16 protein-coding genes and 1 pseudogene are annotated in these 17,527 nt (G+C 63.3%); 8 read left to right on the forward strand and 9 right to left on the reverse strand.

The features are described 5' to 3' along the window. The first annotated feature begins 80 nt into the window (after window positions 1–80). On the forward strand, window positions 81–1,205 hold the full coding sequence (locus MFF34_RS01225) for a methyltransferase (protein WP_238209692.1): 1,125 nt from the start codon (window positions 81–83) through the stop codon (window positions 1,203–1,205). Between the two features lie 155 nt (window positions 1,206–1,360). On the opposite strand, the gene MFF34_RS01230 is transcribed toward MFF34_RS01225, so the two are convergent. From MFF34_RS01230 to MFF34_RS01240, 3 genes are read right to left on the reverse strand one after another with little or no spacing between them, the layout of a single operon-like run. Next, window positions 1,361–1,516 carry a DUF2474 domain-containing protein gene (locus tag MFF34_RS01230; protein WP_081717522.1) on the reverse strand — a complete coding sequence of 52 codons (156 nt, stop codon included), beginning with the start codon at window positions 1,514–1,516 and terminating at the stop codon, window positions 1,361–1,363. Window positions 1,517–1,525: 9 nt separating this feature from the next. Beyond that, complete coding sequence (gene cydB, locus MFF34_RS01235) at window positions 1,526–2,533, reverse strand: cytochrome d ubiquinol oxidase subunit II (RefSeq protein ID WP_027595434.1); 1,008 nt, start codon at window positions 2,531–2,533, stop codon at window positions 1,526–1,528. Between the two features lie 3 nt (window positions 2,534–2,536). After that, window positions 2,537–3,973, reverse strand: a complete 1,437-nt coding sequence (locus tag MFF34_RS01240) for a cytochrome ubiquinol oxidase subunit I (RefSeq protein WP_027595435.1) — start codon at window positions 3,971–3,973, stop codon at window positions 2,537–2,539. A 354-nt stretch (window positions 3,974–4,327) separates the two neighbouring features. Between MFF34_RS01240 and MFF34_RS01245 the strand changes: the two genes are divergently transcribed. The 3 genes from MFF34_RS01245 to trmA all read left to right on the forward strand — a co-directional run bounded on the left by MFF34_RS01245 (window position 4,328) and on the right by trmA (window position 8,094). Continuing rightward, window positions 4,328–5,548, forward strand: a complete 1,221-nt coding sequence (locus MFF34_RS01245) for an MFS transporter (RefSeq protein WP_027595436.1) — start codon at window positions 4,328–4,330, stop codon at window positions 5,546–5,548. A 168-nt stretch (window positions 5,549–5,716) separates the two neighbouring features. Continuing rightward, entirely contained in the window at window positions 5,717–7,012 is a 1,296-nt protein-coding gene (locus MFF34_RS01250) for an NCS2 family permease (protein ID WP_085273929.1), read from the forward strand. Further along, window positions 7,009–8,094 carry a tRNA (uridine(54)-C5)-methyltransferase TrmA gene (gene trmA / locus MFF34_RS01255; protein ID WP_238209694.1) on the forward strand — a complete coding sequence of 362 codons (1,086 nt, stop codon included), beginning with the start codon at window positions 7,009–7,011 and terminating at the stop codon, window positions 8,092–8,094. Before MFF34_RS01250 ends, trmA begins: the two co-directional genes overlap by 4 nt. Before the next feature lie 37 nt (window positions 8,095–8,131). Here the strand turns inward: trmA and pcaG are convergent, their stop codons facing one another. Continuing rightward, window positions 8,132–8,737, reverse strand: coding sequence for a protocatechuate 3,4-dioxygenase subunit alpha (gene pcaG / locus MFF34_RS01260; RefSeq protein WP_099430440.1), 606 nt, complete (start codon window positions 8,735–8,737; stop codon window positions 8,132–8,134). Window positions 8,738–8,747: 10 nt separating this feature from the next. Next, complete coding sequence (pcaH, locus tag MFF34_RS01265; protein WP_027595440.1) at window positions 8,748–9,467, reverse strand: protocatechuate 3,4-dioxygenase subunit beta; 720 nt, start codon at window positions 9,465–9,467, stop codon at window positions 8,748–8,750. Between the two features lie 199 nt (window positions 9,468–9,666). On the opposite strand from pcaH, the gene MFF34_RS01270 reads away from it, so the two are divergent. The 3 genes and pseudogenes from MFF34_RS01270 (at window position 9,667) to MFF34_RS28210 (ending at window position 12,659) form a co-directional block, all read left to right on the forward strand. Next, window positions 9,667–10,557, forward strand: coding sequence for a neutral zinc metallopeptidase (locus MFF34_RS01270; RefSeq protein ID WP_099430441.1), 891 nt, complete (start codon window positions 9,667–9,669; stop codon window positions 10,555–10,557). Between the two features lie 317 nt (window positions 10,558–10,874). Then, window positions 10,875–11,804: pseudogene (locus MFF34_RS28205) on the forward strand (methyl-accepting chemotaxis protein); the annotation flags it as partial. Then, on the forward strand, window positions 11,796–12,659 hold the full coding sequence (locus MFF34_RS28210) for a methyl-accepting chemotaxis protein (protein WP_371098230.1): 864 nt from the start codon (window positions 11,796–11,798) through the stop codon (window positions 12,657–12,659). The pseudogene MFF34_RS28205 and the gene MFF34_RS28210, both read left to right, overlap by 9 nt. A 147-nt stretch (window positions 12,660–12,806) precedes the next feature. Here the strand turns inward: MFF34_RS28210 and ggt are convergent, their stop codons facing one another. The 3 genes from ggt to MFF34_RS01290 all read right to left on the reverse strand — a co-directional run bounded on the left by ggt (window position 12,807) and on the right by MFF34_RS01290 (window position 16,263). After that, window positions 12,807–14,474: a gamma-glutamyltransferase gene (gene ggt, locus MFF34_RS01280; RefSeq protein ID WP_238209696.1), complete on the reverse strand. Its 1,668-nt coding sequence runs from the start codon at window positions 14,472–14,474 to the stop codon at window positions 12,807–12,809. 117 nt (window positions 14,475–14,591) lie between these two features. Next, window positions 14,592–15,488 (reverse strand): LysR family transcriptional regulator, encoded by an 897-nt coding sequence (locus MFF34_RS01285; protein WP_027595444.1) that lies wholly within the window; start codon window positions 15,486–15,488, stop codon window positions 14,592–14,594. Window positions 15,489–15,672: 184 nt separating this feature from the next. Next, window positions 15,673–16,263, reverse strand: a complete 591-nt coding sequence (locus tag MFF34_RS01290; RefSeq protein ID WP_099455311.1) for an NAD(P)H-dependent oxidoreductase — start codon at window positions 16,261–16,263, stop codon at window positions 15,673–15,675. 195 nt (window positions 16,264–16,458) lie between these two features. Here MFF34_RS01290 and MFF34_RS01295 point away from each other — a divergent pair, with 195 nt between their 5' ends. Next, window positions 16,459–16,773: a putative quinol monooxygenase gene (locus MFF34_RS01295; RefSeq protein ID WP_238209698.1), complete on the forward strand. Its 315-nt coding sequence runs from the start codon at window positions 16,459–16,461 to the stop codon at window positions 16,771–16,773. Here the strand turns inward: MFF34_RS01295 and MFF34_RS01300 are convergent. Beyond that, window positions 16,763–17,527, reverse strand: a complete 765-nt coding sequence (locus tag MFF34_RS01300; RefSeq protein ID WP_238209700.1) for a sulfite exporter TauE/SafE family protein — start codon at window positions 17,525–17,527, stop codon at window positions 16,763–16,765. The two genes, MFF34_RS01295 and MFF34_RS01300, sit on opposite strands and share 11 nt — an antisense overlap.

The following is a 17,527-nucleotide window of genomic DNA, read 5'->3' on the forward strand; positions in this document are numbered from 1 at the left end:
CATCGGCAAAGCCCTGTAGAATTGCGCGGCAAAGCCCGTGGCGATCCGCAACGGGCAGATTCGTACCCGAGCCAGACGCCATGCCCTTGTTGACCACCCCCTACGCCGAACTCGACCTGATCCGCCAGCCGGACCAGGCCAACGACCCGCTGCAGGCCTTCGATGCCGCCGACGAGTACCTGCTCGCGCAACTGCATGAGCAGGCGCCTGACGCGAACTGCCGGGTACTGGTGCTCAATGACAGCTTCGGCGCCCTGGCCGCCAGCCTCGCCGGGCAGCTTAAAGTGGTCAGCAGCGGCGACTCGCACCTGGCGCACCTGGCCCTGGAAAAAAACCTCGCCCGCAACGGCAAGCCGTTCGACAGCGTGCCGTTCGTGCCCGCCAGTGAGGCGTGGCAGGGCCCGTTCGACCGGGTACTGGTGCGCGTGCCCAAGACCCTGGCCTTGCTCGAAGAGCAACTCATCCGCCTGCAGGGTCACCTGGCGCCCGGCGCGCAGGTGATCGCCGGGGCGATGATCAAGCACCTGCCACGCGCGGCGGGTGACCTGATGGAGAAGTACATCGGCCCGGTACAGGCCTCGCTGGCGCAAAAAAAGGCCCGCCTGCTGACGGCCACCGTTGCCGAGCGCCCGACTGCTCGCTCGCCCTACCCTAGCCGCTATCAGCTCGAATCGCCGGCGCTGGAACTGGTCAACCACGCCAATGTGTTCTGCCGCGATGGCCTGGATATCGGCACCCGTGCGTTTCTCCCGCACCTGCCGCGCAACCTGGGCGCCGCCCGTGTTGCGGACCTGGGCTGTGGCAACGGCGTGTTGGCGATCGCCAGCGCCCTGGACAACCCTGAGGCCCATTACACGCTGGTCGACGAGTCGTACATGGCGGTGCAATCGGCCCGCGAAAACTGGCAGGCAGCGCTGGGCGAGCGCCCGGCAGTGATGCTGGCGGCCGATGGCTTGGCCGGGGTGGAAAAACAATCGCTGGACGTGGTGCTGTGCAACCCGCCGTTCCACCAGCAGCAAGTGGTCGGTGACTTCCTGGCCTGGCGCATGTTCCAGCAGGCCCGCGAGGCATTGGTGGTGGGGGGGGCGCTGTACATCGTCGGTAACCGCCACCTGGGTTACCACAGCAAGCTGGCGCGGCTGTTCCGCGGGGTTGAACAAGTGGCCGCGACGCCGAAGTTCGTGATCCTTAAGGCCCGTAAGTAACACGCTGCGACTGCCTAAATCCAGGCCTGCGCAACCCAGGTAGGAGCAGCCTTGTGCTGCGAAGAGGCCGGTGACAGCAACGAAAATCTACGTGCTGCGACTGGCCTCTTCGCAGCACAAGGCTGCTCCTACAAAGAAGGGCTAAACCCTTTTGATCAATGGGTGGTGAGGCCAGCTGCGCCCATGAACAGGCGCATCACATAGGCCGCCACACCCAGGGCCGCCACACTCATTGCCCAGATCAGCACCAGCCAACCCAGGCGCTGCCACAGTGGCTTCTTCTCTTCCAAGCCATGCTTGCCGGTCATCATGCGCGCCTCCTAGTGATAGCCGTCTTCATGGGTCACCTTGCCGCGGAACACGTAGTAGCTCCAGAAGGTGTACCCCAGGATGAACGGCAGGATGAACAACGTACCCACCAGCATGAACCCTTGGCTCTGCGGCGGCGCCGCGGCATCCCAGATCGAGATCGACGGCGGGATGATGTTCGGCCACACACTGATGCCCAGGCCGCTGTAGCCAAGGAAGATCAGCACCAGGGTCAGCAGGAACGGCGTGTAGTTGGCATTGCGCGCGACCGCCTTGAGCAACCCGTAGAAGGTCACCAGCACCAGGATAGGCACCGGCATGAACCAGATCAGGTTAGGCATGCTGAACCAGCGGTCGGCGATTTGCGGGTAGGCGATCGGCGTCCACAGGCTGACGATACCTATCACCACCAGCAGCACCAGCGCTAGCGGCTTGGCCAGGTCATGCATCTGCAATTGCAGCGGCCCTTCGGTCTTCATGATCAGCCAGGTGCAGCCCAGCAGGGTGTAGGCGACGATCAGGCCCAACCCGCTGAACACGCTGAACGGGGTCAGCCAGTCGAGGGTGCCACCGGCATAGTGGCGGTCAACCACCTTGAAGCCCTCGATGAACGCGCCCAGCGCAACGCCCTGGAAGAAGGTCGCGATCAACGAACCCCAAATGAACGCCTTGTCCCAGATGTGCCGCTTGTCATCCTTGGCCTTGAAACGGAACTCGAAGGCCACGCCGCGGAAGATCAGGCCAATCAGCATGAGGATCAGCGGCAGGTACAAGGCTTCGAGTACCACCGAATAGGCCATCGGGAAAGCCCCGAACAGCCCGGCGCCGCCCAGCACCAGCCAGGTCTCGTTGCCGTCCCACACGGGGGCGACGGTGTTCATCATCACATCACGGTCACGCTCGCCCTTGACGAAGGGGAAGAGCATGCCGATGCCCAGGTCGAAACCATCCATCACAACGTACATCATGACGCCGAAGATGATGATCACGGCCCAGATCAGCGGAAGGTCGATACCCATGGCTCAGTTCCCCTTGCTCAGGCTGACGGTGTTGGCCTCATGGCCATCATCGGCGGCGGACAGCGGCCGCGCCGGCGTGCGTTTCTGGCCTGGGCCACCTGGGTTGGGTTCATCCCCCTCGCCCGTCTTCGGCCCTTTGCGCACCAGGCGCATCATGTAACCGAGGCCGGTGCCGAACAGGGCGAAGTACACCACCACGAACGCCACCAAGGTAAAGCCGAGCTGAACGTAACTGTGGTTGGAGACCCCTTCGGAGGTGCGCATCAGGCCATACACCACCCACGGCTGGCGGCCGATTTCGGTAGTGAACCAGCCGGCCAGGATGGCGATCAGGCCGGAAGGCCCCATCCACAGGGTCAGGTACAGGAACGGCCGGGAGCTGTATAGCGTGCCGCGCTTGCGCAGCCACAGGCTCCACAGGCCCACGAAGATCATCAGGAAGCCAAGCCCGACCATGACCCGGAACGACCAGAACACGATGGTCGAGTTGGGCCGGTCCGCTGCCGGGAATTCCTTCATCGCGGGCACTTGCTTGTCCAGGCTGTGGGTCAGGATCAGGCTGCCGAGGGCTGGGATCTCGACCTTGAAGCGCGTGGTCTCGGCTTTCATGTCAGGGATGCCGAACAGGATCAACGGGGTCGGCTCGCCCGGCACGTTCTCCCAATGGCCCTCGATGGCGGCGATTTTCACCGGCTGGTGCTTGAGCGTGTTGAGCCCGTGGAAGTCACCGATCACCGCTTGGATCGGCGCAACGATCAGCGCCATCCACATGGCCATAGACAGCATCTTGCGCACGGCCGGGTTGTCACGCCCGCGCAGCAAGTGCCAGGCCGCCGAGGCGCCGACGAAGAAGGCTGTGGCAACGAACGCGGCCGTGGCCATGTGCATCAGCCGGTAGGGGAACGAGGGGTTGAAGATCACCGCCAGCCAGTCCACCGGCACCACGCGGCCATCGATGATCTCGTGGCCTTGCGGGGTCTGCATCCAGCTGTTGGAGGCCAGGATCCAGAAGGTCGAAACCAGCGTGCCGAGCGCCACCATGACTGTGGCGAAGAAGTGCAGGCCGCGGCCGACACGGTTCCAGCCAAACAGCATGACGCCCAGGAAGCCTGCCTCGAGGAAGAACGCCGTCAGCACCTCATAGGTGAGCAAGGGGCCAGTGACGGCGCCGGCGAAATCGGAGAAGCGGCTCCAGTTGGTGCCGAACTGATAGGCCATGACCAGGCCAGAGACCACGCCCATGCCGAAGTTGACGGCGAAGATTTTCGACCAGAAGTGGTAGAGGTCACGGTAGACCTGGTTGTGGGTCCGCAGCCAAAGGCCTTCGAGGACCGCCAGATAGCTCGCCAAGCCAATGGTGATGGCCGGGAACAGGATGTGAAAGGACACGGTAAATGCAAACTGGATTCGGGCGAGATCTAGGGCCTCTAAACCGAACATAGTGCTTCCTCTTCAGATAATCCGGCGTTTGGGCTCGTGGCCCTGGCGCCTACTGCCCCCACGGTATCGAGTGCGGCGAGTTGGAATTGTTCTGTGCAATCGCAGGGATTCCGGCCCAAAGGCCACATCGTCGGCTGATCGTTGCATTTGCAACGATTGATCCAGGTCAACGACTGACTGGAAGCATAGTCCTGAATGGCCAGGCGGGCCGTGTGGTTGATTGCCGCGTGACCCGTTGCCCCACCCACTTTCATAAACCGTGAAAAAGTGCCGATTACGGCAAACAGTAACTGCTTGTTACAAACAGATGATAATCTGCCGCCCCCTCTACTGCGCCGAGGCCACAGGTTTCCGATGTCCGATTCCGCACCGCAGTTGTTGCGTCATCATCGCCCCTTCATCGCCTTCTGGCTGGCCCGTGTGTTTACCGCCAGCGGCTTCCAGATGCTTACCGTGGCCATCGGTTGGCACCTCTACCAGCTCACCGGCAATGTGCTCGACCTGGGCCTGGTCGGCCTGGTCGAATTTGCCCCGCGCGTGCTGTTCATGCTGCACACCGGGCATGTTGCCGACCGCTATGACCGGCGCAAGGTCGCCGCCCTGTGCCAGAGCCTGCAGGGGTTGATTGCCCTGGCGCTGGCGGTGGGCAGCGCCACCGACAACGTCAGCCGCGAGCTGATTTTCGCCCTGGCCTTCCTGCTGGGCGCGACACGTTCGTTCGAGATGCCGGCGACCCAGGCCCTGCTGCCCAACGTCGTGCCGCCGGGGTTGTTCCCCCGGGCAGTGGCAGCCTCGGCCTCGGCGACCCAGGCCGCCACCATCGTCGCCCCGGCGGTGGGCGGCTTGCTGTATGCCTTTGGCAGCATCTGGGTGTATGGGCCGACCGTAGGGCTGTACGCCATCGCTTGCGTGCTGACCTTGAGCCTGGACGCGCGCCAGCAAGTGGCCCAACGCGGCCGTGCCAGCCTGGAGTCGCTATTGGCCGGTATTCGCTTTATCCGCAGCCGGCCAGACATTCTCGGGGCCATTTCGCTCGACCTGTTCGCCGTGCTGCTGGGCGGCGCGACCGCGCTGTTGCCGGTGTTCGCCAAGGACATCCTGCTCACCGGCCCCTGGGGCCTGGGCCTGCTGCGCTCGGCACCGGCGGTGGGCGCGTTGCTGATGTCGCTGTGGCTGGCGCGCTTCCCGTTCGAGCGCAAGGTCGGGCGCACCATGTTCACAGCGGTGGGCGTATTTGGCGTGGCGACCATCGCGTTTGGCCTGTCGACGTCGTTCTGGTTCTCGCTGGCGGTGCTGGTGGTATTGGGTGCAGCGGACATGATCAGCATGGTCATTCGCAGTTCGTTCGTTCAGCTGGAGACGCCAGATGAAATGCGCGGGCGGGTGAGCGCCGTCAACGGCTTGTTCATCGGTGCCTCGAACCAGCTCGGCGAGTTCGAATCGGGGGTCACGGCGCACTGGTTTGGCACAGTGCCGGCGGTGGTGCTCGGTGGCGTGGGCACGCTGGTGGTGACTGGGGTGTGGATAAAACTGTTCCCAACGTTGGCCAAACGCGATCGGTTGCACAGCGGCTGATCACTGGGGAAAACCCATTCCCCAATGGCCATAGGCCCCCGCCATGCATGCTGGTATGATGCGCGGCTTTTTTCCGCCCCAGATAAAACCACGGCAACCGGTACGGTCTGTGCTTTGCTGATGGGGTCGATACAAATCACGGCGCCGGGGGCGCCTTGGGGAGCGGGCATGCTGGAAAGGCTGTTTCAACTAAAAGCACACAACACCAATGTGCGCACCGAGATTCTTGCGGGCGTCACCACCTTCCTGGCCATGGCCTACATCCTGTTCGTCAACCCGAGCATCCTCGGCGAGACCGGCATGGACAAAGGTGCGATCTTCGTCGCCACCTGCCTGGCCGCGGCCATCGGCTCGACGACCATGGGCCTGATCGCCAACTACCCGATCGCCCTGGCGCCGGGCATGGGCCTGAACGCCTTCTTCACCTACACCGTGGTCCTGCACATGGGCCACACCTGGCAGGTCGCGCTGGGCGCGGTGTTCCTGTCGGCGGTGATGTTCTTCCTGCTGTCGATCTTCCGCATCCGCGAATGGATCGTGAACAGCATCCCGCTGCCGCTGCGCTCGGCCATCGCCGCCGGTATTGGTCTGTTCCTGGCGCTGATTGCCCTGCATAACGCCGGCATCGTCGTCGATAACCCGGCCACCCTGGTTGGCCTGGGCGACCTCAAGCAGCCGGCGCCGATCCTCGCCACCCTGGGCTTCTTCCTGATCGTCGGCCTCGAATCGCTGAAGGTTCGCGGCGCGGTGCTGATTGGCATTCTGGCCGTGACCATCGCCGCGATCGCGATGGGCGTGACGCCGTTCGCCGGCGTCGTGTCCATGCCGCCATCGCTGGCACCGACCTTCCTCCAGCTGGACATCGCCGGTGCCCTGGATGTGGGCCTGGTCAGCGTCATCTTCGCCTTCCTGTTCGTCGACCTGTTCGACAACTCCGGCACTTTGATCGGCGTGGCCAAACGCGCCGGCCTGATGGGCAAGGACGGCCACATGCCGAAGATGGGCCGCGCCCTGATTGCCGACAGCACCGCCGCCATGGCCGGCTCGCTGCTGGGCACCTCGACCACTACCAGCTATATCGAATCGGCTGCCGGCGTGAGCGCGGGCGGGCGCACCGGCCTGACCGCCATCGTGGTGGCCGTGCTGTTCTTGCTGGCGCTGTTCTTCGCACCGCTGGCCGGTAGCGTCCCGGCCTTCGCCACGGCGCCAGCGCTGCTGTTCGTCGCCGTGCTGATGGCCTCGGGCCTGGCGGAAATAAACTGGGACGACGTCACCGAAGCCGCACCTGTGGTGGTGACCGCCCTGGCCATGCCGCTGACCTACTCGATCGCTAACGGCATCGCCTTCGGCTTCATTTCCTGGACCGCCGTCAAGCTGATCTCCGGTCGCCACCGCGACCTGAACCCGGCCCTGGTGATCCTTTCCATCCTGTTCGTCATCAAGCTGGGCTGGTTCAACGCATGAGTGCTGCTTTCGACCCCTCCTCCTACGCCACCCAGCTGGACGCCAAGGTTGCCCGGCTGCGCGAGCTGCTGGCGCCGTTCGGCGCGCCGGAACCGGCTGTTTTCGATTCGCCGCGCGAGCACTATCGCCTGCGCGCCGAGTTCCGCCTGTGGCGCGAGGACGGCCAGCGCCACTACGCGATGTTCGCCCCGGGCGAGAAGCACAACGCTATCCTGATCGACGACTTCCCCATCGCCAGCGCGCGCATCAATGACTTGATGCCGCGCCTGAAGGCGGCCTGGCAGGCCAGCGAGGCACTGAGTAATCGTCTCTTCCAGGTGGAGTTCCTCACCACCCTGGCCGGCGATGCGATGGTCACGATGTGCTACCACCGCCCGCTGGACGAGGCCTGGGAAGTGGCCGCGCGGCAGTTGGCCGAAGAACTGGGGGTAAGCCTGATCGGCCGCTCCAAGGGCAAGCGCCTGGTGATTGGCCGTGATTACGCGGTAGAGAAACTGGACGTGGCGGGCCGTGTGTTCAGCTATCGCCAGCCGGAAGGCGCGTTCACCCAGCCTAACGGCGCGGTGAACCAGAAGATGCTGAGCTGGGCGTTCGACGCCATGGGCGAGCGCGAGGATGACCTGCTGGAGCTGTATTGCGGCAACGGCAACTTCACCCTGCCACTGGCCACCCGTGCGCGCCAAGTGCTGGCCACCGAGATCAGCAAGACCTCGGTCAATGCTGCGCTGAGCAACCTTGATGAGAACGGTGTGGATAACGTGCGCTTGGTGCGGCTGTCGGCTGAGGAGCTGACCCAGGCGCTGAATGACGTGCGCCCGTTCCGTCGGCTGGAAGGCATCGACCTGAAAAGTTACGCGTTCGGTACCGTGTTCGTCGACCCGCCGCGTGCGGGGATGGACCCGGATACCTGCGAGCTGACCCGGCGCTTCGAGCGGATTTTGTACATCTCGTGCAATCCGGAAACGCTGGCGGCGAACATTGAGCAGTTGCAGGACACACACCGCATCGAGCGTTGTGCGTTGTTTGACCAGTTCCCGTATACCCATCACATGGAAAGTGGGGTTTTGCTGGTTCGGCGTTGATTGTTAGAAATTGGGGCTGCTTAGCAGCCCCAATAACTCAGAAGTCGAAGAACACCGTCTCCCCTTCCCCCTGAATACGGATATCGAAACGGTACGCCGTCTTCCCATCCACTTCGCAACGCTTGGCAATCAACGTCTCACGGCGCTGCGGCTGCTCGATCAGGTTAAGCACCGGGCACTTGGCGTTGGCCTCGGCTTCATCATCAAAATACAGGCGCGTGTGCAGGTGGATGTTGATGCCACGGGCAAACAGGCTGATGTTGATGTGCGGCGCCATCGGCACGCCGGCAGCGTTCTTCACCACACCCGGCTTCACCGTTTGCACGGTCCACTCACCGGCATCGAAAGTGGTAGCAGTGCGGCCGAAGCTGTTGAAGGCGTTTTCCAGGTTGTATGCATCCTGGTACTGGCCGGCGGCATCGGCCTGCCACAGCTCCAGGAACGAATCGCGCACCAGGTGCCCGTTACCGTCATAGACCTGGCCGATCAACAGGATGTGTTCACCCGGCGCCTCTGGCTTGGCCAGGCGGTTCCAGATTTCCTGGTCGCGGGTCGGGTTGCCGGCCGCTTCCAGGGCCAGGCCGATATGCACGTAGGGGCCGGCAGTCTGCGAAGGGGTTTCCGGCAGCAGTTCGATTGGCATGGCGGGGTCCTCAGCAGTTTTCGAAGTGGGTCTTGCGCTGGCCGCGCAGCACGATATCAAAGCGGTACGCCAGGCAGTCCATCGGGTTGGCGTTGCTCATGTCGAGCTTGGCGATCAACTGCTGCACGGCTTCTGGGTTGGCGATCGACTTGACGATCGGGCACATCGGGATCAGCGGGTCACCCTCGAAGTACAGCTGGGTGATCAGCTTGGTCGCAATCGATGGGCCGCTGATGCCGAAGTGGATGTGCGCCGGGCGCCAGTCGTTCGGGCCGTTGCGCCATGGGTATGGGCCCGGCTTGATGGTGCGGAAGCTGTAGTAGCCGTCGCGGTCGGTCAGGCAACGGCCGACGCCACCGAAGTTAGGGTCCAGCGGTGCCAGGTAGCGGTCGTTCTTGTGGCGGTAGCGGCCGCCAGCGTTGGCCTGCCACATTTCCACCAGGGTATTGGGCACAGGCTTGCCGTATTGATCGACCACGCGGCCGGCAACGATGATGCGCTCACCAATCGGCAGGCCACCGTTGTTGAAGTTCAGCAGCAGGTCATGGTCGTGGGCGCCGAAACCCAGGTGGGTGAAGTCCGGGCCGGTGGTTTCGCTGATCGACTGCGGGATGCTGACCAATGCCTGGCGCGGCGAGCGGGCAATGGAGGTCTTGTAGTCGGGGGTCAGGGCTTTAGGGTGCCAGTTGCGATCACGGATCACGAAGCGGCTGGTGTCCTGGGCGGGCATGCCGTTTTCCTCTCTTGGAATTATCTGGACGCCTTGCAGGGCAGGCGGACTTACAGTTTCAGATAAGCCGCGCGGGATGAATACTGAAATCAGCCCTCACATACATAACCATATGGTTATGGGTTAACACCTTTGTCTGACACCCTCCCCGTTGGTGAACTAATCTTTGTCTTCTTGTTTCACGCTCCGGAGAGCATTCATGGAATGGCGAAAAGGCCGACGCAGCGACAACGTGGTCGATGCCCGAGGTGAAGGTGGCGGTGGTGGCGGCATGCGCTTCGGCGGCGGCAAGGGCCTCGGGCTGGGGGCGATCCTGCTGATCGTGGGCATTGGCTGGCTGACCGGGCAAGACCCGCTGCAGATACTCGGCCAGCTCACCGGGCAGATGACCCAGCAGCAGCAACAGGCGCCCAGTGGCGCAGGCGGCAAGGCGCCGCCGGCCAATGACCAGCAGGCCGACTTCGTCGCCTCGGTGCTGGGTGACACGGAAGACACCTGGAAAGCGCTGTTCTCCCAGGCGGGCAAGCAGTACCGCGACCCCAAACTGGTGCTGTTCAGCGGCCAGGTCAACTCGGCCTGCGGCTTCGCTTCGGCGGCCGTCGGCCCGTTCTATTGCCCGGCCGACCAGCGGGTGTACCTGGACATGTCGTTCTTCCGCGAGATGGAAACCCGTTTCGCCGCCGCGGGTGACTTTGCCCAGGCCTATGTCATCGCCCACGAGATTGGCCACCACGTGCAGACCCTGCTCGGCGTGTCGGCCAAGGTCGATGCCGCCCGCCGCAATGGCCAGCGCATGGAAGGCGACAACGGCTTGCTGGTGCGCCAGGAGCTGCAGGCCGACTGCCTGGCAGGGGTGTGGGCCTACCAAGCGCAAAAACGCCTGAACTGGCTGGAGCCGGGTGACGTCGAGGAAGCGCTGAACGCGGCCAATGCCATCGGTGATGACCGCCTGCAGCAAAAAGGCCAGGGCCGCGTGGTGCCCGACTCCTTCACCCACGGCACCTCGGCGCAGCGTGTGCGCTGGTTCAAGGCGGGGTTTGCCGAGGGCGAAGTGAACAGCTGCGATACCTTCAGTGCCCGTAACCTCTGACACGCCTGGGGCTGCCTGGCAGCCCCAGCCTCACCCTAACGACAAGTTACAAATCTGCTGAAAAAGCGTTTCAGCTTCCCTGATCATTGCCGATAACCCCTGCACGAATCAGCGGGCATCCAGAACAACAACGCCTTGCGATCGACGATCAAGAGAGCGAAAACAACTTCTGGAGTGCGTGCATGAACAGCTGGTTTGCCAACATCAGCGTCAACCTCAAACTCGGCCTGGGCTTCGGCCTGGTGCTGATCCTCACCGGCCTGCTGGCCCTGACCGGCTGGACCAGCCTGGGCAGCCTGATCGACCGCAGCAACTGGATGAGCGATATCAGTCAGCTCAACAAGGACCTGACTGACCTGCGCATCGCGCGCCTGCAGTACATGATTGCCAACGGCGATGATGCGGCGGCGGCCAACACGCTGAACAAGCTCGATGCCTTCAGTAACCAGCAACAACGCCTGGTCAGCACCTTCAAGAGCCCGGACAACGTCAAGCTGCTGCACGAACTGGGGCAGACCATCAGCCAGTACAAGGTCTCGCTGGCCACCATGCGCACGGGCTACAACGCCACCCGGGCCGCGCGTGATGCCATGAATGCGTCGGGGGCCAAGGCCGACCAGGCCATGGACGCCCTTAGCCAGGAAGTCATGGCACGCCCCGAAACCGACAGCGTGCGCCTGGCCCAGTACCAGCTGATCAGCAAGGCCCGCCAGCAACTGCTGCAGGTACGCATCGACGTGCGCGGCTACATGGCCGATAACAGCGCGACCAATGAACAGGCCGCCCTGCGCCAGCTCGAAGCGGCGCTGGCCGAGGCCGACAACCTCAAGCGCCGGCTGCCGGCCGCCGACGCGCGTCTGCAGCAGTTCGAACAGTCAGTGCTGGCCTACCGTGACGCTGTTCGCCAGTTCCGTGATGCGCTGGCCAGCATTACCAGCGCACGCGCTGAAATGACTGTCCAAGGCGCCGACATCGTCAAGACCAGCGACGCGCTGTACAAAATCCAGCTGGAGCGCCGCGACATCGAGAGTGCGCAGGCCCGTAGCCTGCAGGCCATCGCGACCTTGCTGGCGTTGCTGGTCGGCGTACTGGCTGCGGTACTCATCACCCGGCAGATCACCCGCCCGCTGCAGGAAACCTTGCAAGCGGTGGAGCGCATCGCGGGCGGCGACCTGACGCACGACCTGCGCGTCACCCGCCGTGATGAACTGGGCGTATTGCAACAGGGCATCGCCCGCATGGGCACCACCCTGCGCGAGCTGATCAGCGGCATCCGCGACGGCGTCACCCAGATCGCCAGCGCTGCCGAAGAGCTGTCGGCGGTCACCGAGCAAACCAGCGCAGGGGCCAACAGCCAGAAAGTCGAGACCGACCAAGTCGCCACTGCAATGCACGAAATGGCGGCCACGGTTCAGGAAGTCGCGCGCAACGCCGAGCAGGCCTCGCATGCCGCCACCGGTGCCGACGACGAAGCCCGCGCGGGTGATCAGGTGGTCGGTGAGGCGATCAGCCAAATCGAACGCCTGGCCGAAGAAATGCACCGCTCCACCGAGGCCATGAACCTGCTGCAACAGGAAAGCCAGAAGATCGGCAGCGTGATGGACGTGATCAAGTCGGTCGCCGACCAGACCAACCTGCTGGCACTCAACGCCGCGATCGAAGCGGCCCGTGCCGGCGAGGCAGGCCGTGGCTTTGCCGTGGTCGCTGACGAGGTGCGTGGGTTGGCCCAGCGCACGCAGAAGTCCACCGAAGAGATCGAAGAGCTGATTGCCAGCCTGCAGCACGGCACCCAGCAAGTGGCGACGGCCATGCAGGGTAGCCGGACCCTGACCGACAGCAGTGTCGAACTGGCGCGCAAGGCCGGCGCCTCGCTGGAAAGCATCACCGGCACGGTGTCGAGCATTCAGTCGATGAACCAGCAGATTGCGGCGGCGGCGGAAGAGCAAAGCGCGGTGGCCGAAGAAATCAGCCGGAGCATTCTGAATGTGCGGGATGTGTCCGAGCAGACGGCAGCGGCCAATAACGAGACGGCGGCGTCCAGCGTTGAGCTGGCGCGGTTGGGCGGGCAGTTGCAGATGCTGGTGAGCCAGTTCCGCGTTTGATTCAACCACGGCGGGCGCACACTCCGTGCGCCAAAACCAGGTAGGAGCAGCCTTGTGCTGCGAAGAGGCCAGTGGCAGCACCGCAGATTTACTGGGCTGCCACTGGCCTCTTCGCAGCACAAGGCTGCTCCTACACAGGTGCGATCGTTACTTGACGATCATCCCCACCCCACGCCCACGTGGATCGGACGCCGTTTCCAGCTTGTCCCCGTTCACCCGGATCGCCTGGATATCGCCCATCTCCCAGCCCTGGTCCTCCAGCACATACCCCATTTTCTTCAAGTCATCCGCCACCGCGCCGGTCAGCGGTGCATAGCTGTCGAAGTAGATGGTGTCTTTAGGCAGCAACTGATGGTGCACACGCTGCGCCGCCACTGCCTTTTCCAACGGCATGTCATAGTCGTACAGGTTGTTCATCACCTGGAAGATCGAGGTGAAGATGCGCGAGCCACCTGGTGTGCCGATCACCAGTTCGACCTTGCCATCACGGGTCATCAGGCTTGGGCTCATGGATGACAGCATGCGCTTGCCCGGCTCGATGGCGTTGGCCTCCCCACCGACAACGCCAAAGGCATTGGCCGCACCCGGCTTGGCGCTGAAGTCGTCCATCTCGTCGTTGAGCAGGAAGCCGGCGCCCTTGACCACCACGCCACTGCCGTAGTCGAGGTTGAGGGTGTAGGTGTTGCTGACCGCGTTGCCCTGTTTGTCGACGATGGAGAAGTGCGTGGTCTGGTGCGGCTCCAGCCCCGGCTTGACGTCATCGGTGACCGAAATGGCCTTGGGGTTGACCTGCGCGGCGCGCTTGGCCAGGTAATCCTTGGCAATCAACTGATCGACCGGCACCTTGGTGAAGGCCGGGTCGCCCAGGTAGTCGGCGCGGTCGGCAAACACGCGTTTCTCAATCTCGGCAAGCAGGTGAATGTACTGCGCCGAGTTGTGCGCCACGCCCTTGAAGTCTGCCGCGCGGTCTTCCTTGATGCCCAGCAACTGGGCCAGAGCGACGCCGCCGGAGCTTGGCGGTGGCGCGGTGTAGACCACATTACCGCGCCAGCTCAAGGCCATCGGCTCACGCCAGACCGCCTTGTAGTCCTTGAGGTCTTGCTTGGTGATCAGGCCTTTGTCGGCCTGCATCTGCGCCACCAGCAGGTCGGCGGTCTTGCCCTGGTAGAACTCGCTTACGCCCTTGTCGGCAATGCGCTCGAGGGTCTGGGCCATTTCTGGCTGCTTGAACAGTTCGCCGACCTTCATGTTGCCGAAGTAGTCGTTGAAGTTGGTCGCCGTCTTGAACAGGCCCTGGGCATCGTTGCGGTACTGGTACTGTTTTTCGGCAATCTTGAAACCGTTTTTGGCATAGCCGATGGCCGGCGTCAGCAGCTCGCTCCACGGCAACTTGCCGAACTTCTGGTGCGCCTCCCACAGGCCCATCACCGTGCCGGGTACACCTGCTGCACGCACACCGACCAGGCTGAGGTTCTCGATCACCTCGCCTTTGTCGTCCAGGTACATGTTGCGGCTGGCAGCCTTGGGCGCCACTTCGCGGTAGTCGAGGAAGTAGGGCTTGCCGTCGACGAACAGGGTCATGAAACCACCGCCGCCGATGTTGCCGGCTTCTGGGTAGGTCACCGCCAGGGTGAATGCCGTTGCCACGGCGGCGTCCACGGCGTTGCCGCCTTTTTTCAGGATATCGGCAGCAACCTGTGCACCATATTGATCGGGCGCAGCCACCGCGCCACCTTCCAGGGCGGCTGCATAGGCCGAGGAACAGGTCAGGATCGCGGCTCCGAGGGCCATGGTCGGGAACAGGACAATACGCATGACACTTCCTTGGTGTTGTTTTTGTTGATCACTCAGTAAGGCCGAAGCGTGTCGACTGTGCAATCCAATGTAGGAAGTTGCGCCGCCTTTGGGCAGGATGTGTCGCGTTCAGGCAACTCAGCAGGCGTACATCGCCAGCTTGCGCTGGATAAAATCGAGGAAGCACTGGATGCGCAGCGCCAACTGAGTGTTGCGGTAGTACACCGCATGGATCGGCTGGCGATAGCCGTTGTTGGCGTCGCCCAACAGCACCTGCAGGCGGCCGCTGCGGATGTCTTCGTGGGTCATGAAATGCGACAGGCTGACGATGCCCTCCCCGGCCAGCGCCAGCTGGCGCAGGGTTTCGCCGCTGGAGGCGATCAGCGCGGGGCGGATCGCCCAGCGGTCGCCCTGGGCATGGCGCAAGGGCCAGTGGTTGAGCGACTCGGGCTGGCTGAAGCCAAGCAAGCAGTGGTTGGCCAGGTCTTCGACGCGCTGCGGGGTGCCGTGGCGTTCCAGGTAGGCGGGGCTGGCCAGCACCTGCACCGGGCTGCACCCCAGGTTGCGGGCGTGCAGGCTGGAGTCGGCCAGCTCGCCGATACGGATCGCCACATCGGTGCTCTGTTCGAGCAGGTCGATGATCAGGTCGTCGGTGTTGAGCTCCAGCTCGATGCCGGGGTACTGGCGGCGGAACTCGCCGATCCAGGGCAGGATGGCGTGCAGCATGAACGGCGCGGCGGCGTTGATGCGCAGGCGCCCGGTGGCGGTCTGGTGGTTCATCGACAGGCGCTCTTCCATCGCGTCCATCTGTTCCAGGATCAGGCGCGAGCGTTCAAGAAAGAAGCGGCCTTCTTCGGTCAGGTCCATGCGCCGGGTGGTGCGGTTGACCAGGGTGGTGCCAAGCTTGGCCTCCAGGCGCGACAAGGTGCGGCTGACGGCTGACGGGGTCTGGCCCACCTGCTCGGCAGCAGCAGAGATCGAACCGCAGTCGATCACAGCGACGAATACCTGGAGTTCTTCGGATCGGGTTTTCACGCGCTTGGCCTTGGCTGGAGTGTGCCGTGATTCATAGCGGGTCGGTGGGGTCTGTGCAAGGGGGGCCGCTGCGCGGCCCAATCGCGACGCAAGGCCGCTCCCACATTGAGCGGGGTACGCAGGGCATTTGTGGGAGCGGCCTTGCGCCGCGATTGGGCTGCGCAGCAGCCCCAGTCAAAGGCACTTACACAGCCTTGCCAAACACCTTGTCCAGGTGCGCTTCATACGCTGCCAACGCCGCTGGCACATCCGGGCGCTTCATCACATCCACCGCCAGGAAGGTCGGCAAGCCGGTCATGCCAAGGAACTGGTTAGCCTTGTGGAATGGGAAATACACGGCGTCCACACCCTTGCCCTCGAAGAAATCGCTGGGGTCGTCAAACGCCTGCTGCGGGGCGTTCCAGGTCAGCGACAACATGTATTGCTTGCCCTGGATCAGGCCACCGCTGCCGTACTTCTGCGAGGCATCCGAACGGGTCCGGCCGTCGTTGGCGTAAAGGCTGCCATGGCCTTCGGTGAAGACGTCATCGATGTACTTCTTCACCGTCCACGGTGCGCCCATCCACCAACCTGGCATCTGGTAGATCACCACGTCAGCCCAGAGAAACTTCTCGACCTCTTCCCGCACATCGTAGCCGCCATCGATGAAGGTCTGCCGCACGTCGAAACCGGCACGGTCCAGGTGAGCGAGGGCCGCTTCGTGCAGGGTCGCGTTAAGGCGGCCATCGGAGTGAGCGAACTGTTTACCACCGTTGAGCAGAAGGATGTTTTTCATGCTGGCCTCGATTTGGCGATGTCGATCCGAGGGCGTGCTGCCTGGATCGAGTCAAATTGGATGACCGGCAGATTAGAGACTCAGCGGCAGGGGAAACAGCGGCCATGAGTCAAAATACAATTGCCTTCAAATCACGAATAGCCAGCTAATTATTGCCTTAGAATCGGTTCATCATTCACCAGCGAGTAGCGATCCATGAGCGAGCAGTACGCTTTTATCCTCAAAGCCAAGACCCGCCCGGAAATGGCCGAAGCCTTCGAAACCCTGTTCCGCGCCTATGTCGAACCCAGCCGCCAGGAACCGGGCTGCATCGAGTACCACATGCTGCGCGACAAGGCTGACCCGAGCCTGTTCGTGTTCTACGAAGTGTGGGCGGACAAAGCCGCACTGAATGTGCACTCGGCCCTGCCGCACATGGTCGCGTTCTTCGAAAAGCGCATGGACTACCTGGAGCGCGAGTTCGATATCCAGTTGATCGACATGCTCAGCGCCTCGTCTGCTAACCGTTGATCAGCAGATGGCCGCCGAGTACGGCCAGGCCAATGAAAAAGCAGCGTTTGAACAGCGCGGCGCTGATGCGCTGACGCAACCACTGCCCTGCCAGCATGCCCACCAGTGCTGGCGCCAGCATCAGCAATGAAGCACCCAGCGCCTGGCCGCCCAAGGCATCTTGCCCGGCCAGGCCCAGGGCCAGCGCCAGGGTCGAAACCGTGAACGACAGGCCCAAAGCCTGGATCATCTCGTCGCGGTTCAGGCCAAGGCTTTGCAGGTACGGCACTGCCGGCATCACGAATACGCCGGTAGCGGCCGTCACCACGCCCGTCACCAACCCGCACAGCGGCCCCAGCCACCCTTCCCGCGCTTGCGCCACGCGCAACCCTGGCCCCATCAGCCCATACACCGCATACACCAGCAACGTGGCGCCCAGCGCATGCGCGGCCCACGCGCCACTGTTGATGCCCAACCATGCGCTGCCGACCAGGGTGCCGACAAAGATCATCACCAGCATCGGCCCCAGGCGACGCAGCAACACCCACAGATGACCACCGGCAGCCAACTGCCAGAGGTTGGTGAGTGTCGACGGCACGATGAGTAAAGCGGCAGCCTGCGCTGGCGGCATAGCCAGGCCCAGCAGGCCCATGGCGATGGTCGGCAAGCCGAGGCCGATGACGCCTTTGACGGTGCCGGCCAGCAGAAAGGTGATGACCACCAGCAGCGTCAGTGCCGGGCCGATGTGTTGATAGAACGCGATCAAGGTATTCAT

It is taken from the genome of Pseudomonas sp. PAGU 2196 (assembly GCF_022179005.1).
In the GTDB taxonomy this organism is placed as follows: Bacteria; Pseudomonadota; Gammaproteobacteria; order Pseudomonadales; family Pseudomonadaceae; genus Aquipseudomonas; species Aquipseudomonas kermanshahensis.